This is a genomic window from Nocardia sp. NPDC004168 (genome assembly GCF_040610355.1).
In the GTDB taxonomy this organism is placed as follows: domain Bacteria; phylum Actinomycetota; class Actinomycetes; order Mycobacteriales; family Mycobacteriaceae; genus Nocardia; species Nocardia sichangensis.
Genome location: NZ_JBEXME010000023.1, coordinates 12,788 through 30,507, shown reverse-complemented (window position 1 = coordinate 30,507; position 17,720 = coordinate 12,788). Strand labels below are relative to the sequence as shown.

The 17,720-nt window shown below is 66.8% G+C and carries 16 protein-coding genes; 9 read left to right on the top strand and 7 right to left on the bottom strand.

Features of this window, described 5'->3' with window-relative positions; all coding sequences use genetic code 11:
* Window positions 1-7 precede the first annotated feature (7 nt).
* Together ABZW96_RS29340 and ABZW96_RS29335 are read right to left on the bottom strand one after the other, a co-directional pair.
* Window positions 8-871 (bottom strand): ABC transporter permease, encoded by an 864-nt coding sequence (locus ABZW96_RS29340; protein ID WP_355078859.1) that lies wholly within the window; start codon window positions 869-871, stop codon window positions 8-10.
* Between the two features lie 4 nt (window positions 872-875).
* Window positions 876-1,730, bottom strand: a complete 855-nt coding sequence (locus tag ABZW96_RS29335) for an ABC transporter permease (RefSeq protein ID WP_355078858.1) — start codon at window positions 1,728-1,730, stop codon at window positions 876-878.
* A gap of 525 nt (window positions 1,731-2,255) precedes the next feature.
* Between ABZW96_RS29335 and ABZW96_RS29330 the strand changes: the two genes are divergently transcribed.
* Window positions 2,256-2,930, top strand: a complete 675-nt coding sequence (locus ABZW96_RS29330; RefSeq protein WP_355078857.1) for a S1 family peptidase — start codon at window positions 2,256-2,258, stop codon at window positions 2,928-2,930.
* Window positions 2,931-2,983: 53 nt separating this feature from the next.
* Here the strand turns inward: ABZW96_RS29330 and ABZW96_RS29325 are convergent, their stop codons facing one another.
* A complete protein-coding gene (locus tag ABZW96_RS29325; protein ID WP_355078856.1) occupies window positions 2,984-4,429 on the bottom strand; it encodes an MFS transporter in 1,446 nt (481 codons plus the stop codon).
* A 41-nt stretch (window positions 4,430-4,470) separates the two neighbouring features.
* On the bottom strand, window positions 4,471-5,094 hold the full coding sequence (locus ABZW96_RS29320) for a hypothetical protein (protein ID WP_355078855.1): 624 nt from the start codon (window positions 5,092-5,094) through the stop codon (window positions 4,471-4,473).
* A 186-nt stretch (window positions 5,095-5,280) separates the two neighbouring features.
* Here ABZW96_RS29320 and ABZW96_RS29315 point away from each other — a divergent pair, with 186 nt between their 5' ends.
* The 8 genes from ABZW96_RS29315 to ABZW96_RS29280 all read left to right on the top strand — a co-directional run bounded on the left by ABZW96_RS29315 (window position 5,281) and on the right by ABZW96_RS29280 (window position 14,174).
* Entirely contained in the window at window positions 5,281-5,805 is a 525-nt protein-coding gene (locus ABZW96_RS29315) for a DUF6764 family protein (protein ID WP_355078854.1), read from the top strand.
* Window positions 5,806-5,914: 109 nt separating this feature from the next.
* Window positions 5,915-7,129 carry a serine hydrolase domain-containing protein gene (locus tag ABZW96_RS29310; protein WP_355078973.1) on the top strand — a complete coding sequence of 405 codons (1,215 nt, stop codon included), beginning with the start codon at window positions 5,915-5,917 and terminating at the stop codon, window positions 7,127-7,129.
* A 44-nt stretch (window positions 7,130-7,173) separates the two neighbouring features.
* Entirely contained in the window at window positions 7,174-8,547 is a 1,374-nt protein-coding gene (locus tag ABZW96_RS29305; RefSeq protein WP_355078853.1) for a cytochrome P450, read from the top strand.
* 374 nt (window positions 8,548-8,921) lie between these two features.
* Window positions 8,922-9,758, top strand: coding sequence for a L,D-transpeptidase (locus tag ABZW96_RS29300; protein ID WP_355078971.1), 837 nt, complete (start codon window positions 8,922-8,924; stop codon window positions 9,756-9,758).
* Window positions 9,759-9,924: 166 nt separating this feature from the next.
* Window positions 9,925-10,854, top strand: coding sequence for a sugar ABC transporter permease (locus ABZW96_RS29295; RefSeq protein ID WP_355078852.1), 930 nt, complete (start codon window positions 9,925-9,927; stop codon window positions 10,852-10,854).
* Window positions 10,855-10,925: 71 nt separating this feature from the next.
* Window positions 10,926-11,717, top strand: coding sequence for a carbohydrate ABC transporter permease (locus ABZW96_RS29290; RefSeq protein ID WP_355078969.1), 792 nt, complete (start codon window positions 10,926-10,928; stop codon window positions 11,715-11,717).
* A gap of 19 nt (window positions 11,718-11,736) precedes the next feature.
* Window positions 11,737-13,065, top strand: a complete 1,329-nt coding sequence (locus ABZW96_RS29285) for an ABC transporter substrate-binding protein (protein WP_355078851.1) — start codon at window positions 11,737-11,739, stop codon at window positions 13,063-13,065.
* Between the two features lie 26 nt (window positions 13,066-13,091).
* Entirely contained in the window at window positions 13,092-14,174 is a 1,083-nt protein-coding gene (locus ABZW96_RS29280) for an ABC transporter ATP-binding protein (RefSeq protein WP_355078850.1), read from the top strand.
* 49 nt (window positions 14,175-14,223) lie between these two features.
* Here the strand turns inward: ABZW96_RS29280 and ABZW96_RS29275 are convergent, their stop codons facing one another.
* From ABZW96_RS29275 to ABZW96_RS29265, 3 genes are all read right to left on the bottom strand, one after another.
* Window positions 14,224-16,242 carry a M13-type metalloendopeptidase gene (locus ABZW96_RS29275; RefSeq protein WP_355078849.1) on the bottom strand — a complete coding sequence of 673 codons (2,019 nt, stop codon included), beginning with the start codon at window positions 16,240-16,242 and terminating at the stop codon, window positions 14,224-14,226.
* 122 nt (window positions 16,243-16,364) lie between these two features.
* A complete protein-coding gene (locus ABZW96_RS29270) occupies window positions 16,365-16,739 on the bottom strand; it encodes a DUF397 domain-containing protein (protein WP_355078848.1) in 375 nt (124 codons plus the stop codon).
* Between the two features lie 10 nt (window positions 16,740-16,749).
* The gene (locus tag ABZW96_RS29265) at window positions 16,750-17,601 is read right to left on the bottom strand and encodes a Scr1 family TA system antitoxin-like transcriptional regulator (RefSeq protein ID WP_355078847.1); all 852 of its coding nucleotides are present in this window, start codon (window positions 17,599-17,601) and stop codon (window positions 16,750-16,752) included.
* Window positions 17,602-17,720: the final 119 nt, after the last annotated feature.

The window sequence follows — 17,720 nt, the reverse complement described above, 5'->3', positions numbered from 1 at the left end:
CTGGTGTCTACCCCGAGATCCGGATGCCGGGGTTGACGCCCCAGATCGCCAATGTCATGAACAGGTTCGCGAAAACGACCGCGATGATGCACATCTTGATCGCGCGGCCCGCGGCCACGCCGACGCCCTCGGGGCCACCGGAGGCGAAGAAGCCGTAGTAGCACTGGATGAACGTGGTGATCGCGACGAACAGGATCGCCTTGATCAGCGAATAGATGACGTCGGTCGGGACGAGGAACTGGTAGAAGTAGTGCTGGTAGGTGCCGGTGGCGGTGCCGCCGATCAGCTGCACCGTCAGCGAGCAGGAGACGTAGGCCATCGTGAGGCCGAGGCAATAGAGCGGGATGATGGCCACCATCGACGCGAACATCCTGGTGCTGATCAGATACGGCAGCGGCCGGATGGCGATGGACTCCAGCGCGTCGATCTCCTCGGAGATGCGCATGGCGCCGAGCTGCGCGGTGAACCGGCAGCCCGCCTGAGCGGCGAAGGCCAGCGTGGCGAGCAGCGGGCCGAGTTCGCGAGTCGTCGCGAACGCCGAGATCGCACCCGTGATCGGACTCAGGCCGAGCAGGTTCAGCGAGTTGTAACCCTGGATGCCGACGGTCATGCCGCCGAACGCACTCAGAATGACGACGACGCCGATGGTGCCGCCGCCGACGACGAGGTTGCCGTTGCCCCAGGTGACATCCGAAAGCAGGCGCCACACTTCCTTGGGGTAGTGCCGCAGCGCCAGCGGGATCGAGCCGATCGAACGCAACAGGAAGAACACCTGGTGGCCGAGCCTGGCGAGCAGATCGACCGGAGCCTGCGCGGATTTCCGGAACGCCTGGAGAGGCCGCAGCAGCGGCGGTACATAGGTTGATGACACCGGCTCAGACCACCTGTGACGGGAATAGTGCGTTGTAAACCTGGGTGATGATGAGGTTCACCCCGAACAGCATGATGGCGGAGCTCACCACGGCGGAATTCACCGAGTTCGCGACACCGCCGGGACCGCCCCGGGTGTTCAATCCGGTGTCGCAGGCGATGATTGCCGCCAGCAGACCGAAAATCAGCGATTTCGCCAGAGCGACAAGCAGATCGGTGGTAACCGCGAACGAAGAGAAGGTGCCGACGTAGGAACCCGGCGTACCGTTCTGCGCGAAGATATTGAAGATGTAGCCGGTCAAGAAGCCGACGAAGACGACGAAGCCGCACAGCAGCACGCTCACCAGCATCGCCGCGCCCAGACGCGGAGCGACCAGCCTGCGCATCGGATCGACGCCCATCACCTTCATGGCGTCGATCTCCTCGCGGATGGTGCGCGAGCCGAGATCGGCGCAGACCGCGGAGCCGACGGCGCCCGCGATCATCAGCGAGGTGACCAGCGGAGCGCCCTGCTGGATGATGCCGAGGCCGTTGGCCGCGCCGATGAACGAGGTGGCGCCGACCTGCCCGGCGACCGAGCCGACCTGAATCGAGACGATGACGCCGATCGGGATGGCGACCAGCAGCGTGGGCGCCGCGGAGACGCTGGCCATGAACGCGCACTGCCGGACGAACTCAGCGAAGGGGAAGCGCCTGCGGAAAATCGAGACGAACAGTTCGGCGACAGCGGCGAAGCCCATCGTGATCTGTCTGCCGAAGGTCTCCAGCGAACGCTTGGGATGATCTTGCCAGTAAGACCTCGTCCAATCGACCGCACCACTGAACCGTGACCCTGATGGTGGACTCTCGGTCGACTGCACTGGCTAATCCTCCTCGACGCCGGTTGGTAGCCCCGGCGACTCGTTTGCTTGACGCACCTTACTACGGAGTAGTGCAGAACACACCATCCACTTGTGATCGCAGTCATAGATGTTCCTCACCGTTGCCGGAAAGCAATGGTTAGGGCGCGGAACATTGGGAACCACACCAAAGTTAACCAGCCGAGCTCTGGCACAAGCTACAGCCGAACTGCGGGAATGCCCGATCGCTTCCGGTCATTCGGCGAATTACTTTGGATAATTCTCATCGAAAATCGGATTTGTTTCCGGACACCAACGCGACGCCTCCTTACTATCACCGAGGCACGAACGACCACGCGATTTTCACAATTGCGATAGCGAATCGCTATTGGGCTCGTAAGATACATTTGATCACAGTTGTATGAAATAGGATTGAAGCCCCGAGCAGTGGGGACAACCCCGTAGTGGTGACGCGCCCGAGACCGATTACTGACACGATGGGTGCGACAGATTGATATCGTGCGGGCTTCCGACGTCTGGAGGGACATGTTCAGCAAACTCGCCAAGGTGGCCAACGCCGCCTTCGCCGTCGCCCTGGGCGCGGCGCTGCTCGGCACGGGCGCAGGGTCCGCTAACGCCGACCCGGGCCCGCCGGTGTTGGGCGGTGGATCCGGCATCATCATCGACAACCAGTTCGAGTGCACGGTCACGACGGTCGGCCACGACAACGCGGGCCGTCTGGTCGGCCTGACCGCAGGTCACTGCGGCGACCCTGGCGCACAGGTCTACGCCGAATCCGATCGGGGCTCTGGCGTGATCGGCCGGTTCGCCTACTCCAACCACGATCTCGACTACGCCGTCATCCAGTTCGATCCGGGCAAGATCACCCCGGTGAACCGGGTCGGCAACGTCACTATCACCGGAGTCGGTGCGCCTGCCAGCTTCCCGCAGATCGTCTGCAAGGAAGGGCGCACGACCGGCAACACCTGTGGTCTCGCCTGGGGTGACGTCTTCCGGACGAACGTCGAGACCTGGAGCCAGATGTGCGTGGTCGAAGGCGACTCCGGTGCGCCGGTCGTCGTCGGTACGACGCTGGTCGGCATGGTGAACGCTTACCTGGCCATCGCCTGCTTCGGTCCTGAGGTCGGGACCAACATGAGCGCGATCATGGCCGACATCAACGGACGCGGCGGTGTCGGGGCGGGTTACATCCCGATCTGATCGCCGGCGAATCCCGACGAGCGGCCCGAACGCGAGCGACGCGTTCGGGCCGCTCATTTTTCGCTGGGCGCCACCGCCGGACCCGCGACCGCGCACTGCGGCATGCAGTCGACGCTGTCCAGCGTGGGTGCGTGCCGCTCGGGACGCAGCAATACGGCGGCGAGCACCGCGCCGGTCACCAACAGCCCGGCGCTCAGCCACATCGCGGTGGCGAAGCCCTGGTCGAAGGCGGCGGGATCACCCAGCGCGCCCGAAATGCCCGCGAGTCCGGGCAGCGCCGCCACCGCGAGCAGTTGCGCGGTGCGCGCCACGGCGTTGTTCACGCCCGAGGCGATGCCCGCCTCGCTCGCTGGCACCGCGCCGAGCACCGCACCGGTGAGCGGCGCGACCAGCGCGGCGAGCCCCAGCCCGAAGACGAGAACACCGGGCAGTACATCGGTGAGATAGGTGGTGTCGGGCCCGATGCGCTGCAACAGCACCAGGCCCGCCGCCGCCAGCAGCGGTCCCGTGGTCATCGGGATGCGCGGTCCGTGCCGCTGCGCCCAGCGCCCGGCGGGAGCCGACAGCGCCAGCATGATCAACGTGATCGGCACGGTCGCGACGCCGGACATCAGCGGCGAGTACCCCGCCACCAGTTGCAGTTCCAGCACCAACAGGAAGAACACGCCACCGAGGGCGGCGTAGACCGCGAGCGTCACGAGGTTCGCCGCGGTGAACACCCGCGAGCGGAACAGCGAGGGCGGCACCAGCGGGTGGTCGCTACGCAGTTCGATCACGACGAACGCCAGCAGCAGCGCGACGCCTGCCACGACGAGGACGGGCATCTTGTCGATCAGTCCGAGGGTCAGCGCACCGAGCGCCAGCGCCACCACCAATGCGCCGGGCACGTCGAGTTCGGGGGCGGCGTCGGGATCGTGGCTCTCGGGCACATGCCGCAACGCGACCAGCACGACCACGAGGGTCAGCGGAACGTTGAGGAAGAAGATGGAGCGCCAGCCCGCGATGTCGATGAGCCAGCCGCCGAGGAACGGGCCGAGCGCGCCCGCCACACCGCCGAAGCCGGACCACAGGCCGATCGCCGCGCCTTGATCTCGGCGATCGATGGACGAGGAGATCAGAGCCAGGCTGCCCGGTGTGAGCATCGCGCCCGCGACGCCCTGCAGGATCCGGGCCGCGACCAGCAACTCGATGGTCGTCGCGACGCCGCACAGCACCGATGCGACCGCGAAAGCCACGGTGCCCCAGACGAACACCCGGCGACGGCCGAGCTTGTCGCCGAGCGACCCGCCGAGCAGGATGAACGACGCGAGGGTCAGGGTGTAGCCGTTCAACGTCCATTGCAGCCCGGCGACGTCCGTGTCCAGCGATTCCCCGATCCGCGGCAGCGCGATGTTGACGACCGTCGCGTCGAGCGAGGCGACCGACGATCCGAGGATGGTGGCCAGCAGGATCCAACGACCGGTGCCCGACCGCAGCCGCGGTAGCTCGGTGGTGCTCACCTACCCCAACCTAGTGGCAGGCAGGCGTTGGGAAGTCCGGGTCAGAGTTCCTGGACGCAGATGACGAAACGGCGCTTGTCGTAGACGTATCCGGTGCCGCTGCCGCAGACGTTCACGTCATCGGCGCTGTCCACGCGCTTGACCACCTTGACGCCCTTCGCCGGGGAGGAACCGGTGCAGTCGATGCGCTTGGGGTCGTCACCGCCGACGTCCATGCAGCCGCCGACCACCCAGTCGATGTCCAGGCACAGCGCGCCCTGCTCGATGCCGTTGACGGTCTCGGCGTAGTAGTTGTCGGCGTCGCTGCTGCACTGCGAGCTCTTCGCCGCCTTCGCGATCACCTTGTAGTTCGACTCGCGGCTGCCGCACGACGCCTTCTCGATGGTGGCGTTGGTGGTGGTGCCGCCGAGCTTCACGCAGTCGCCGATGCTCGCGTCGAAATCGGTGTTTCCGCTCGGCTTGCTCGGCGTCGGCTTGCTGGTGCTCGGCGTCGGCCTGCCCGAGGACGGCTTCGGCGTGTTGGTCACCGACACCGCGTCGATCGTCCCGTCCACGGCAGGCTGGGCGGTACCGCTGATCGTGGAAGTGCAGCCGACCAGCGACAATCCGGCCGCGACGGCCAATCCGGCGAAAGCGAGACGACCCCAGGTCAGTTGACGAGACACGTACAGTCCTCCCGAGCTGTAACGCCGGCGAACTCACGCCCCCGTGATCCGAAGTTGCCATGCTGCGCTTGAAATACCACGCCATGAATACACCATCGACCGAGCGCACGTCGAGCCGGAGCCGGAAACGAACCGCCGCCAAGAGCTCTGGGTATGGTGGGTTTTCTGGTGCGAGAGGAGTCCCCGGTGAAGCTGATCAGCGCAATCGCGTGTTCCACCGCCGCGATCGGAGGCTCCCTCTTCGTTCCGGGTATGGCTGCCGCCACCGATGTGCACTGCCGATCCGAGCACGGAACCGATGTCACCCTCATCGATGGGGAGACGGCCTGCCGCGCGGCGACCGATAGCTACGGCCAGGCCCGTGCCACCGGGATCGACGGTGTGGGCTACGCCAACGCGACCTCGGGCGCGACGGCCATCGGGATCGGCGCTGCGGGAGGCGTCGGTGCGAGCGAGGGCGCGGGCGGGGTCCCCGTCGCGCTCGGTCTCGGCCCGGACGCCGTCGCCATGACCTCGACCACGGAACCGGGCATGCGGACGTTCGCGATCTCGATCGCGTTGGAAGGGTCGCGAGCGGGGGTGGAGACCGCCGAACAAACGGTCGTCTGTCTGGGCGCGGCGGCCTTCGCGTGGAATGCCGACAGCGGCGACGCGTGCCTCGCCACGCCTTTTGGGCTCTGGCGCACCCATGGAACGGGTTACCCTGGTTGACCAGCCCGGCTAACGGCGGTCAGGAGGTGACCCCATGGTTTCGGCAATGGCGGCGGACGACTTCGAACCCGCCGATTCGGCCAGCGGAAAGCTGGCGGCACCGCATGAAATGCTGGTCGATCCGCGTTTCATCCGGCTGGCAGATCAGTTCTTCGGCCTGTTCGCTCAGCCTGCGCGCGGTGGCGGGGCGCTCGCGGTCTACCTCGACGGCAAGCCGGTGGTCGATATCTGGGCAGGCTGGGCGGACAAGGAGCGGCGCTGGAACGGCGATACCGTCGCGCTGACCTTCTCCACGGGTAAGGGCGTGGCCTCGACGGTCGTCCACCGCCTGGCCGAACGGGGTCTGATCGACTACGACATTCCGATGGCCGAGTACTGGCCGGAGTTCGCCGCGCACGGTAAAGACGACATCACCGTCCGTGACGTGCTCTGCCACCGCGCCGGCTTGCACCGGGTGCGCGGCCTGGTTCCCGGCCGCGAAGGCATCCTGCACTACGACGCCGTGGTCCGCGCCCTGGCCGAGAGTCCGGCGGACCCCCGGCGCATCCGTACCTCCGGCTATCACGCGATCACCTTCGGCTGGCTGGTCGCCGAACTCGTGCAACGGGCGACGGGCACACCGTTCACCGAGGTGTTGCGCACCGAGATCGCCGAGCCGCTCGGCATGGACGAGTACTGGTTCCGCGTCCCGGAATCCGAACGGCACCGGATCGCCAAGATCTACCGCCACCTCGGACCGCCGGGAATCCGCTGGAACACCGCCTCCTCCGTACTGTCCTGGGTGCGGCCGGTGCGCGGCCTGGCCGAGGCGGGCATGCCGGAAAGCTTCGACGAACTGGTCCACGACCCCCGGGTGCACGACGCGGTGATGCCGGGCTGGAATGGCGTGTTCTCCGCGCGCGCACTGGCGCGTATGTACGGCGCGTTGGCCAACGGCGGCGTGGTCTACGCAGCCAATGCGGACCGGAAGCCGCCCGGGGTCGGCGCCGAGCAGACCGTGCGGTTCCTGGATCCGCGGACGATCGAGACGATCGGGCAGGTGCAGCCCACCCAGAGCCGGGACTACGTACTCGGTGTGCCGATTCATTTCACACTCGGTTACCACCGCCCGGTACTGATGTCCAAGCAGCAGCCGAGGCACGCGTTCGGCCATTACGGCGTCGGCGGGTCCGGCGCGTACGCCGATCCGGATCTCCGCATGTCGATCGCGTTCGTCACCAACGGGCTCGGCAGCATGGTGACCGCGCTCGGCGACGCCAGGCTGGCGCGGCTGGCGGCGACGGCGCAGGGCACGGTGCGCAAGCACAAGCAGGCCGCGGGCTAGCTTCGAACCGCTCCGGTCGCGGCCTCGTGTTTCTCGGTATGGACGTGAGCACACCACGAACCGAGGCGGGTGCCTGCCGGGCGGGACCGCGTGTGCCGCGCGCGACCGTGCTGCACGCCCTGGCCGCGGGCAGCGATTTCGATCGGTACTTCCGCTGGCGCAGGGCGCGGGAAGGCGACCCGTTCTACGTTCGATTTCCCGGCTTCGGCGCGGTGCTGTTCACCGGGACGGCCGCCGGCGCCCGCGAGTTGTTCCGCTCGCCGGTGATGTTCTCCGAGCCGCCGCGTCCGAATCCGATCGAACCGATGGTCGGCGCCGCGTCGCTGATCCTGGCTTCGGGCGAGCGCCATCGCCGCGACCGCGCCCTGCTCACCCCCGCCTTTCACAGTGCCCGGATACGGGAGTACGGCGCGTTGATCCAGGAAGCCACCGTACGGGAGCTGGCCGGAGAGAGCGGTCAGAAGTGGGCGGCGGGTACGCGTATCGATGCGCGGGCGGCGGCGCGAGCCCTCACGCTCCGGGTGATCACGACGGTGGTGTTCGGTGCACGCGACCCGCGGCGGCAAGCGGAGTACACCACCGCGGTGACGGACTTCATCACCGCGTTCTCCGGGCCGTTGCTGCTGTTGCCCACGCTGCGCCGCGGACTGCACGGGCACGGGCCGTGGGATCGGTTCCGCGCCGCACGGGAGCGACTGGATCGGTTGATCCGAGCCGACATCGCACACCGGCGTCAGCATCCCGCCACACCATCCGCCGACGTACTCGACATGTTGCTGTCCGCTTATCCTGACGACGCCGATGACGAGTTGTGCGAGCAGATACGCACCTTGCTGGTTGCCGGGCACGAGACCACCGCGACCTCCCTGGTCTGGGCACTGTTCCGGTTGCACCGCGCACCCGAGGCACTGGCCCGCCTGCGGCGCGAGCTCGACGACGCCGGTCGGGAGGCCGGTCCGGCGGAGCTGGCCGCACTGCCCTACCTCGATGCCGTCTGCCAGGAGACCCTGCGGCTGCACCCGCCGGTACCGATCGTCCTGCGCCGGCTGACCGAACCGTTCGTGCTGCGCGGCGTCACGCTCGCACCGGGCGAGACGATGGGGATAGCGGTGCCATTGCTGCACTCCGATCCCGAGGTGTGGACCGACCCGGGGCGCTTCGACCCGTCCCGCTTCGTCGACCGCCGCTACCGGCCGTTCGAGTTCGCGCCGTTCGGCGGCGGCCATCGGCGCTGCATCGGCGCGACCCTCGCGGACTACGAGTTGCGGATCGCGCTGGCCACCATCCTGGCGCGGGTAAGCCTGTGGCTCGCCCCGCGGTATGCGCGCGGAAGCGTCCCGCTCTCGGTGCCGCACAATATCGCGACCGGTCCGCGTCGCCCGATTTTGTTCGACGTGGTCAGTGAGCTTCGTCACTAATAAGTTTGCTGTGAACCGTCTTTCGCGAATCGAGCGACCGCGCTCCGAGGTTGTCCGATCCGTCGTGACCGGCACATTTGCCCGCTTCGATACCCAATCAGAGCATTTGTGACCCATGCCACAACAAGCACTGGTGCTGCATCAATCTGAAACGCGGGTGGATACGACGCGCGTCCGGACGGTAGGAATGGACGACGGGTCGGGCCGTCGATACCAGTGGGGCGCTCTTCTGGCTCCGCGCTGAAATGAAGAAATCTCGCTACGCGCGCGTTCGCGTGCGCGCGAGAGATGGAATGGACGAGAAACCTATGCATGCCGCTTTGCACACCGGGTCGTCGCCTGCTCCCCGCAAGGGAGCGCGGCTAGCCCGCCGGATGCGCGAGGGCGTCCTGCTGTCGGCCGCGATCGCGGCAGCCGGTGTTCTGCTCGTCGCGCCCGCTCAGGCCGAACCGCTTCCTCCGGGGATCGGCACCGGCTCGGCCGCCGCCGCCACCGAGCCCGAGCCGCAGGCGAACTTCGCTCCGCCCTCGATCAACATCGCCGACGGCGAGGTCGTCGGCGTCGCGCAGCCGATCATCATCACCTTCAAGGAACCGGTGGCCGATCACGCCGCCGCCGAGAAGGCCATCAAGATCACCGCCTCGAAGTCAGCGCCGGGACACTTCTACTGGCGCGGCGACAAGCAGGTGCGCTGGCGGCCGGACGAGTTCTGGCCGGACAACACCGACGTGCAGGTGCAGGCGGGCGGCACCACCAGCTCGTTCCGCATCGGCGACGCCTTCGTGACCACCGCCGACGACGAGACGCACACCATCACCATCACCCGCAACGGCGAGGTGGTGAAGGAGATGCCCACCTCGATGGGCAAGCCCAAGCACGAGACGCCGAACGGCACCTACATCGTCGGCGAGCAGCTGCGCAAGATGACCATGGACTCGTCGACCTACGGCGTTCCGGTCACCGACCCCGAGGGCTACAAGCTCGAGGTCGAGTACGCGACCCGCATCTCCAACAGCGGCATCTTCGTGCACGCCGCGCCGTGGTCGGTCGCCCAGCAGGGCGTCTCCAACGCCAGCCACGGCTGCCTGAACGTCAGCACCGAGGACGCCAAGTGGTTCTTCGAGAACGCGCGCCGCGGCGACCCGGTGATCGTGCAGAACACCCAGGGCGGCACGCTCAGCGCAAGTGACGGCCTGGGGGACTGGAACTAAGTTGCGGTAACCCCGCAGCGGCGCGAAGCCGAACATTACGATCAATTGCTCGAAGTAGCCGATCGTAGTGTTCGGCTTTTGCTCTACTTGGCCCGTGCGCGAGAAGTTCAGCGCGACGGCGGGCGATCGTAACCGGCTGTTTGCTCCGGTCCGTAGAGTCACCGCCGTGCGTACCAGGCCGGAGCGAGTACTGCCGCAGCCACCGGGACGCGGTCTGCGCCACCGTCCTTGGCGGGACTACGCCCTGTTCCTGGTCTTGGTGCTGCCGAATCTCGCGCTCCTGGCGCTGTTCGTCTACCGGCCGCTGATCGACAACATCCGGCTGTCGCTGTTCGATTGGAACATCTCCGATCCGATCGCCACATTCGTCGGTTTCGACAACTACCGCGAATGGTGGAGCAGGCCGGATTCCTGGGACATCGTCACCAACACCGTCGTGTTCACCCTCGCGGCGGTGGCGGGCAGCATGGTGCTCGGACTGGCGCTGGCGCTGCTGCTGGATCGGAAGCTGTTCGGCCGCAACGTGGTCCGCTCGGCGATCTTCGCGCCGTTCGTCATCTCCGGCGCCGCCATCGGCGTAGCTTTCCAGTTCATCTTCGATCCGAGCTTCGGCCTGATCCAGGACGCACTGCATCGGCTCGGCGTGCACGACGTGCCGGACTTCTACCAGAATCCGCGGTGGGCGCTGTTCATGGTGACGGTGACCTACATCTGGAAGAACCTCGGCTATACCTTCGTCATCTATCTGGCGGCGCTGCAAGGCATCCGGACCGATCTGATGGAAGCCGCGCAGATCGACGGCGCGAGCTCCTGGACGACGTTCACCAAGGTCTTGCTGCCGCAGTTGCGGCCGACCACCTTCTTCCTGTCCATCACGGTGCTGCTGAATTCGTTGCAGGTCTTCGACATCATCAACGTGATGACCCGCGGCGGCCCGCTCGGCACCGGCACGACGACCATGGTCTACCAGGTCTACCAGGAGTCCTTTCGCAATTTCCGGGCCGGCTACGGCGCGACCGTGGCCACCGTCATGTTCCTGGTGCTGCTCGTGGTGACGCTGGTTCAGGTGCGGGTCATGGATCGGGGACAGCAGTGAAAGACGTGGGCGTGCAGACGCTTTCCTATCGGCGCAGGCAGCGGGCGGTGACTCTACTCGGCTACGCGGCGATGGCATGCGTGCTGATCATCGTCGGCGTCCCGCTGTTCTGGATCTTCATCACCTCGTTCAAGGCGAGGCCCGACATCTACGTGCAGCCCGCCGTGTACTGGCCGCACAGCTGGCACCCGGAGAACTACCGGGAGGCCACCACGACGCTGCCGTTCTGGACCTTCCTGCGCAATTCGCTGATCGTCACCGGCGTCGTCTCCGCGGTGAAGTTCGTGCTCGGCGTATTCAGCGCGTACGGCTTGGTGTTCCTGCGTTTTCCGGGCAAGACGGTGGTATTCCTGGTGATCATCGCGGCGCTGATGGTGCCCAACCAGATCACGGTGATCTCCAACTACGCGCTGATCGCTCAGCTCGGCTGGCGGAACACTTTCCAGGGCATCATCGTTCCGCTCTGCGGCGTCGCCTTCGGCACCTTCCTCATGCGCAATCACTTCCTCTCGCTGCCCTCGGAAGTGATCGAGGCGGCGCGGATGGACGGCGCGAACTGGTGGCGGTTGCTCACCAGGGTGGTGCTGCCGATGTCCGGGCCGACCATGGTCGCCTTCGCGGTCGTGACGCTGGTCAACGAATGGAATGAATACCTCTGGCCCTTCCTGATGGCCGACGACACGACGGTCGCCACCTTGCCGGTCGGCCTGACCTTGTTGCAGAACACCGAGAACCCGAGCGTCACCAATTGGGGACCGGTCATGGCGGGAACTCTGCTGACCATGCTGCCGATCCTCGTGGTCTTCCTGGTGCTGCAACGCCACATGATCAAAGGCCTCACCTCCGGTGCGGTCAAGGGTTAACCGATCAAGGAGAAACCACGTGTCCACTGCACAGTTCCCGGCGCTGACCCGGCGCGGATTCCTCGGACTGACCGGCGCGCTCACGGCGGGAGCGGCGCTGACCGCGTGCGCGGGCACCGGAGGCGGCGGCAAACAGTCCGGCGACGCCAAGACGCTCACCTTCTGGTCCAACCACCCGGGCACTTCGAAGGAGCTCGAGACCGAACTCATCCGTCGCTTCCACGAGAAGTACCCCGACCTGACGGTGAACCTGGTCGACGCGGGCAAGAACTACGAAGAGGTGTCGCAGAAGTTCAACGCGGCGCTGTCGGGCGGGGATCTGCCGGACATCGTGGTGCTCTCCGACGTCTGGTGGTTCAACTACGCGCTGAACGGCACCATCGAACCGCTCGACGGCCACTTCGCCGACGCGGGCGTGCGGCTGGACGACTACGTCGACTCCCTGGTCGCCGACTACCAGTTCAACGGCAAGCACTACGCACTGCCCTACGCCCGCTCGACCCCGCTGTTCTACTACAACAAGGACGTATGGAACCGGGCCGGCCTGCCCGACCGCGGCCCGCAGAGCTGGCAGGAGTTCGACGAGTGGGGCCCGAAGCTGCAGGAGGTCGTCGGCGAGGGCAAGCTCGCGCACGGCTGGGGTGACGCCAAGAACTATCTCGCCTGGACCTTTCAGGGCCCGAACTGGACCTTCGGCGGCGCGTACTCGGACAAGTGGACGCTGAAGTTCAACGACCCCGGCACCATCGCGGCGGGCACGTTCCTGCGCACCATGATCAACGCCAAGAGGTACGCGGGCATCAAGCCGCAGATCGCGGTGGACTTCGGCACCGGAGTGATCGCCTCCACCATCGCCTCGACCGGCGACCTGCGCGGCATCCAGAAGAACGCCGAGGGCAAGCTGACTTTCGGCACCGCCTTCCTCCCGCATCCGAACGGACCCGGCGTCACCACCGGCGGTGCGGGCCTGGCGATTCCGGCGCGCATCTCCGACGAGCGAAAGGTGAACGCGCTGAAGTTCATCGAGTTCGTCACCAACGCGCAGAACACCGCGTACTTCTCGCAGGGCACGGGCTACATGCCGGTGCGCAAGTCGGCCGTGAACGACCAGAGCGAGCAGGACTTCCTCGCGAAGAACCCCAACTCGAAAGTCGCGATCGATCAGCTGCCGTTGACCAAGTCGCAGGACTACGCCCGGGTGTTCGTACCGGGCGGCGACCAGATCATCGGCACCGGCTTGGAGCAGATCGGTCTGCAGAACGCCGACGTGGCCGCCACGTTCGCGAACGTCACCAGTCAGCTGCAAGCGATCATCGATCGGCAGATCACGCCGAAGCTGCCGAAGTAGCGCTCGCCCCGAGGAGACCGACAAGCATGGCCACCGTGCAGTTCGAAGGCGTCACGCACCGGTATCCCGGCGCGCAGACGCCTGCCGTCGACCAGCTCGAACTCGACATCGCCGACGGTGAGTTCGTCGTGCTCGTCGGTCCGTCGGGATGCGGCAAGTCGACCAGTCTGCGCATGCTCGCGGGCCTGGAATCCGTTGCCCAAGGGCGCATCCTGATCGGCGGCAAGGACGTCACCGGATTGCCGCCGCGGGCACGGGACGTGGCGATGGTGTTCCAGAGCTACGCGCTGTATCCCAATATGACCGTCGCGCAGAACATGGGCTTCGCCCTGCGCAACGCGGGCGTGAACAAGGCCGACACGCTGGTGCGCGTCCGCGAGGCGGCGAAGATGCTCGAGCTCGAGCACCTGCTCGACCGCAAGCCCGCCCGGCTGTCCGGCGGGCAGCGGCAGCGCGTCGCCATGGGGCGGGCCATCGTTCGGCGTCCCCAGGTGTTCTGCATGGACGAGCCGCTGTCGAACCTGGACGCGAAACTGCGGGTGAGCACGCGCTCGCAGATCGCGGCCTTGCAGAAACGACTCGGCACCACCACGGTGTACGTCACCCACGACCAAGTAGAGGCGATGACCATGGGTGATCGGGTGGCGGTGCTGCGCGAAGGCAAGTTGCAGCAGATCGCCGCGCCGCGCGTGCTCTACGACGATCCGGTGAATACCTTCGTGGCGGGATTCATCGGCTCACCGGGCATGAACCTGCTGGAAGCGCCGGTGCGCGACGGCGCGGCGGTGCTCGGCGACCTACGAATACCGCTGCCGCCCGCCGCGAGATCTCGCGCCCGGGTGGTAGTCGGGGTACGGCCCGAGTCCTGGGAGGTCACCGCGGAGCCCGCCGACGGCCTGGCGGTGGACGCCGAACTGCTGGAAGAACTCGGCGCGGAGTCGTTCGTCTACAGCCACGGCATCGCCGAGGACTGGAACAGCCGCTCCGGGAAGGTCGTCGCGCGCGTCGACCGCCGCTTCCAGGTGCGGCTCGGTGACCGGTTGTATCTTCGGCCCAGACCGGAGGACGTCTTCTTCTTCGACGCGGGGACGGAGGACCGCCTGCGCTGACCACTCGCGCGGCCGAGACGGTCCAGTCGGACCGCCTCGGCTCGAGGAACTACCAGATTTTCACGCGCTCAGCGGGTTCCAGGTACAGCGCGTCGCCGGGTTTGACATCGAACGCCTCATGGAAGCTGTCGATATTGCGCACCACCGCATTGCAGCGGAACTCCGCCGGCGAGTGCGGGTCGGTGGCGAGGCGGCGGATCGCCTCCTCCATCCGTGCTTTCGTGCGCCACACCTGCGCCCACCCGTAGAACACCCGTTGCAGGCCGGTGAGCCCGTCGATCTCCGGTGCCGCGGCATCGCCCAGCGAGATCTTGTACGCCTGCAGCGCGATGGACAGACCGCCGAGGTCGCCGATGTTCTCGCCGATGGTGAACTGCCCGTTCACCGTGTGCTCGTCCGGCAGGCCCTTGGGGGAGAGCACGTCGTACTGCTCGATCAGCGCTCGCGTCCGCTCACCGAATTCGGCCCGGTCCTCGTCGGTCCACCAATCCACCATGTTGCCGTCGCCGTCGTACTTCGCGCCTTGGTCGTCGAAGCCGTGCCCGATCTCGTGACCGATCACCGCGCCGATGCCGCCGTAGTTGGCCGCGTCGTCGGCATTCATGTCGAAGAACGGCGGCTGGAGGATGGCGGCCGGGAAGACGATCTCGTTCATGCCCGGGTTGTAGTAGGCGTTCACCGTCTGCGGGGTCATGAACCATTCGTCGCGGTCGACCGGACCGCCGAGCTTGTTCAGATCCCGATCGTGTTCGGCCGCGTAGCCCCTGCGGTAGTTGCCGACCAGATCGGCCGGATCGATCACCACGCCCGAGTAGTCCCGCCACTTGTCCGGATAGCCGATCTTCGGGGTGAACTTCTCCAGCTTCGCCAGCGCGGCGATCCGGGTGCCCTGGCCCATCCACTCCAGCTCGGCGATATTGCGGCGGTAGGCCTCCCGCAGATTGGCCACCAGCTCGACCATGCGGGCCTTGGCCTGCGGCGGGAAATGTTCGGCCACATAGATCTTGCCGACCGCCTCGCCGAGCAGGTCTTGCACCAGCCCGACGCCGCGCTTCCAGCGCTCCCGGTTCTCCTCCGCGCCGGTGAGCGTGCGGCCGTAGAAGTCGAAGTTCTCCTCGACCACCGCGTCGGTCAAATACGGCGCCCGCGCGCGGAGCACCCGCCAAGCCGCCCACGCCTGCCAGTCGGCGAGCGGCTCGTCGGCCCACAGCCGCGCGAACGCGCGCAGGTAGTCCGGCTGGCGGACCACCACCTCGGCGAACAGCTCGGCTCCTGCCGCGTCGACGCCCTCGGCCAGCGCGGCCGTCCACGCGGACCAGTCGAACTCGGGGTTGTCCGCGGCCAGCGCGTCGAAGGTGGTCAGGTTGTACCTGAGTTCGGCGTCCCTGCGGCGCACCACATCCCAGTGCCCGGCGGCCAGTTTCCGCTCCAGCTCGAAGACCCGTGCGCCGACGGTGTCGAGTTCTTCCGGGAGCAGTCCGGCGACCTGCGGGTCGGCGGCGGCCAGGGCGAACATGCGGTCGATGTGCGCGATGTACTTCGCGCGGATCTCGGCGAACTCGTCCTGCCGGTAGTACGACTCGTCGGGCAGGCCGATGCCGGACTGGGTGGCGTGCGCCAGATAGCGGTTGGAGTCCTTGTCGTCGGTGTCGACGAAAACGGCGACGGCGCCCCCGACGCCGGTGCGCTGCAACCGGCCGAGCAGCGAAGCGAAAGTACCCTTGTCGCCGACCTCCGCGATCGCGGCGAGTTCGGCGGCGATCGGCGCGAGCCCGGCGGCGGCCACCGCGTCGGTGTCCATGAAGCTGGAGTAGAGGTCACCGATCTTGCGGGTCTCGCTGCCCGGTTCGGCGTCGCTCGCCGCGGCATTCTGGATGATTGCCTGCACGTCCAGCTCCGCCTGGTCGTACAGCGCGCGGAAGGCGCCGTCCACGGCCCGGTCGGCGGGGATCTGGTGGTCTGCCAGCCATTTGCCGTTGACGTGCGCGAACAAGTCGTCCTGCACCCGCACGTCCTCGTCGAGGTAGGACAGATCGATACCGGAAGGACGGGTCAGTTCGGAAGTCACGGTGTCCAGTATGCCGACAAGCGCGTGCGTCGGCCGTGCGCGACGACCTCGAACCGTCTTTCCTGGTCTGTTCGCCCACGTCGATGTGGGGAACGCGCGGAGCGTGCGAGTCCTATGGGAAGTCAGGCGGGCAAGACGACACGATCGAATTCGCCGTCGTGCGCGCCCAGCAGGAAGGCGTCCCACTCCTCCGGTGTGTAGGTGAGCGTGACTTCGCCATGGCGCAGTGTGGTGTGGCCGTCGGCGGCGGGGTGCGCGCTCAATTCGCCATCCGATCGCCCGCGGATGCGTACCGCGTCGAGGAACGCGGTCCATTCGGCTGCGGTGACGGTGATGACGGGCTCTTCGGCATGGCGGTTTGCCGGGTCGCGGCGATATTTGCTGTCACGGATGAGCACCGCATCACCATCGAACCGGACCTCGACGCATTGGTTGCCATTGTTCGATCTGGTCGATGTGAACCAGCCGGTGCGTACCGGCCGTGCGGTGATGGCCATGGGCAGGATTTTACACGCGGGAATAGCGCCTGATCAGGGCCAATGACTCCACTCTCGACAAGGATTGGTCCACCGCGCGCAGGTAGGCGAAGCGTAGATCGCGGACCAGATCCGGGTCCTCGACGGCCCCGCCGAACACCGCGCTCTCCACCCAGCCGAAGGTCGGCAGCTGTTCGCCCGCGAAGTCGATGAGGTGGAAACTGGATCCGCCGAGCACCGCGCCGGCGGTGGCCGCGAACGGGATCACGCGCACCTCGACGGTGTCGAGTTCCTCGATCAGGTCGGCCAGATAGTCCAACTGCCCGCGCAGCACGTCCGGACCTCCGGTCTGCTGTAGCAGCGTGCCCTCGCCGAAGACGGCGGTGAGTTCCACCGGGTCCGCGCCGCGCAGCCGCTCTTGGCGCCGCATCCGGATCGCCACCAGCTGTTCGACCTGGACCGGCCGGATCATCACGTCGGCGCTGATCAGCGCGCGAGCGTAGTCCTCGGTCTGCAACAGACCCGGCACGACGAGGCTGTCGTAGCTGCGGATGCTCTGGGCGCCGGATTCCATGCCGTACAGCCGTTGCAGCTCGGGTCCGATCAATGCCGAGGACTTCGCCCACCAGCCACGCTGCTTGCTGGCCTCCAGCAGGGCCAGCAATTCCACGCGCTCCTCGGCTTCCACGTCGAGCAGTTCGAGCACCGGACCGATGGTCTTGGTGGTCAGTACCCGCCTGCCCTTCTCCACGTGCGACCAGTTGGCCGGGGTGAAGCCCACCTGTCTGGCGAAACCCGCGGAGTCGAACCCACGCTGTTCCCGCAGTTCACGCAGCCGCAGCACCAGCTCCCAGCGGGCAACGGTAGGCGAGACGGGTGCCATGTGTCGGGATGCTACGCCGACTCGGACGCGCGGGGCGGTGACTATTGTCAAGCATCTTGCCCGCGACTAGGGTCGAGACAGCGATCGATTCTTCCGAGCACGCGTCCCACCACTGCGAG

Bases quoted from the DNA above. Each gene is read 5' to 3' on its own strand.
- ABZW96_RS29330 (WP_355078857.1), top strand. From the start codon at position 2,256: ATGTTCAGCAAACTCGCCAAGGTGGCCAACGCCGCCTTCGCCGTCGCC.
- ABZW96_RS29310 (WP_355078973.1), top strand. From the start codon at position 5,915: ATGCTGGTCGATCCGCGTTTCATCCGGCTGGCAGATCAGTTCTTCGGC.
- ABZW96_RS29300 (WP_355078971.1), top strand. From the start codon at position 8,922: ATGCGCGAGGGCGTCCTGCTGTCGGCCGCGATCGCGGCAGCCGGTGTT.
- ABZW96_RS29290 (WP_355078969.1), top strand. From the start codon at position 10,926: ATGGCATGCGTGCTGATCATCGTCGGCGTCCCGCTGTTCTGGATCTTC.
- ABZW96_RS29280 (WP_355078850.1), top strand. From the start codon at position 13,092: ATGGCCACCGTGCAGTTCGAAGGCGTCACGCACCGGTATCCCGGCGCG.
- ABZW96_RS29270 (WP_355078848.1), bottom strand. From the start codon at position 16,739: ATGGCCATCACCGCACGGCCGGTACGCACCGGCTGGTTCACATCGACC.
- ABZW96_RS29265 (WP_355078847.1), bottom strand. From the start codon at position 17,601: ATGGCACCCGTCTCGCCTACCGTTGCCCGCTGGGAGCTGGTGCTGCGG.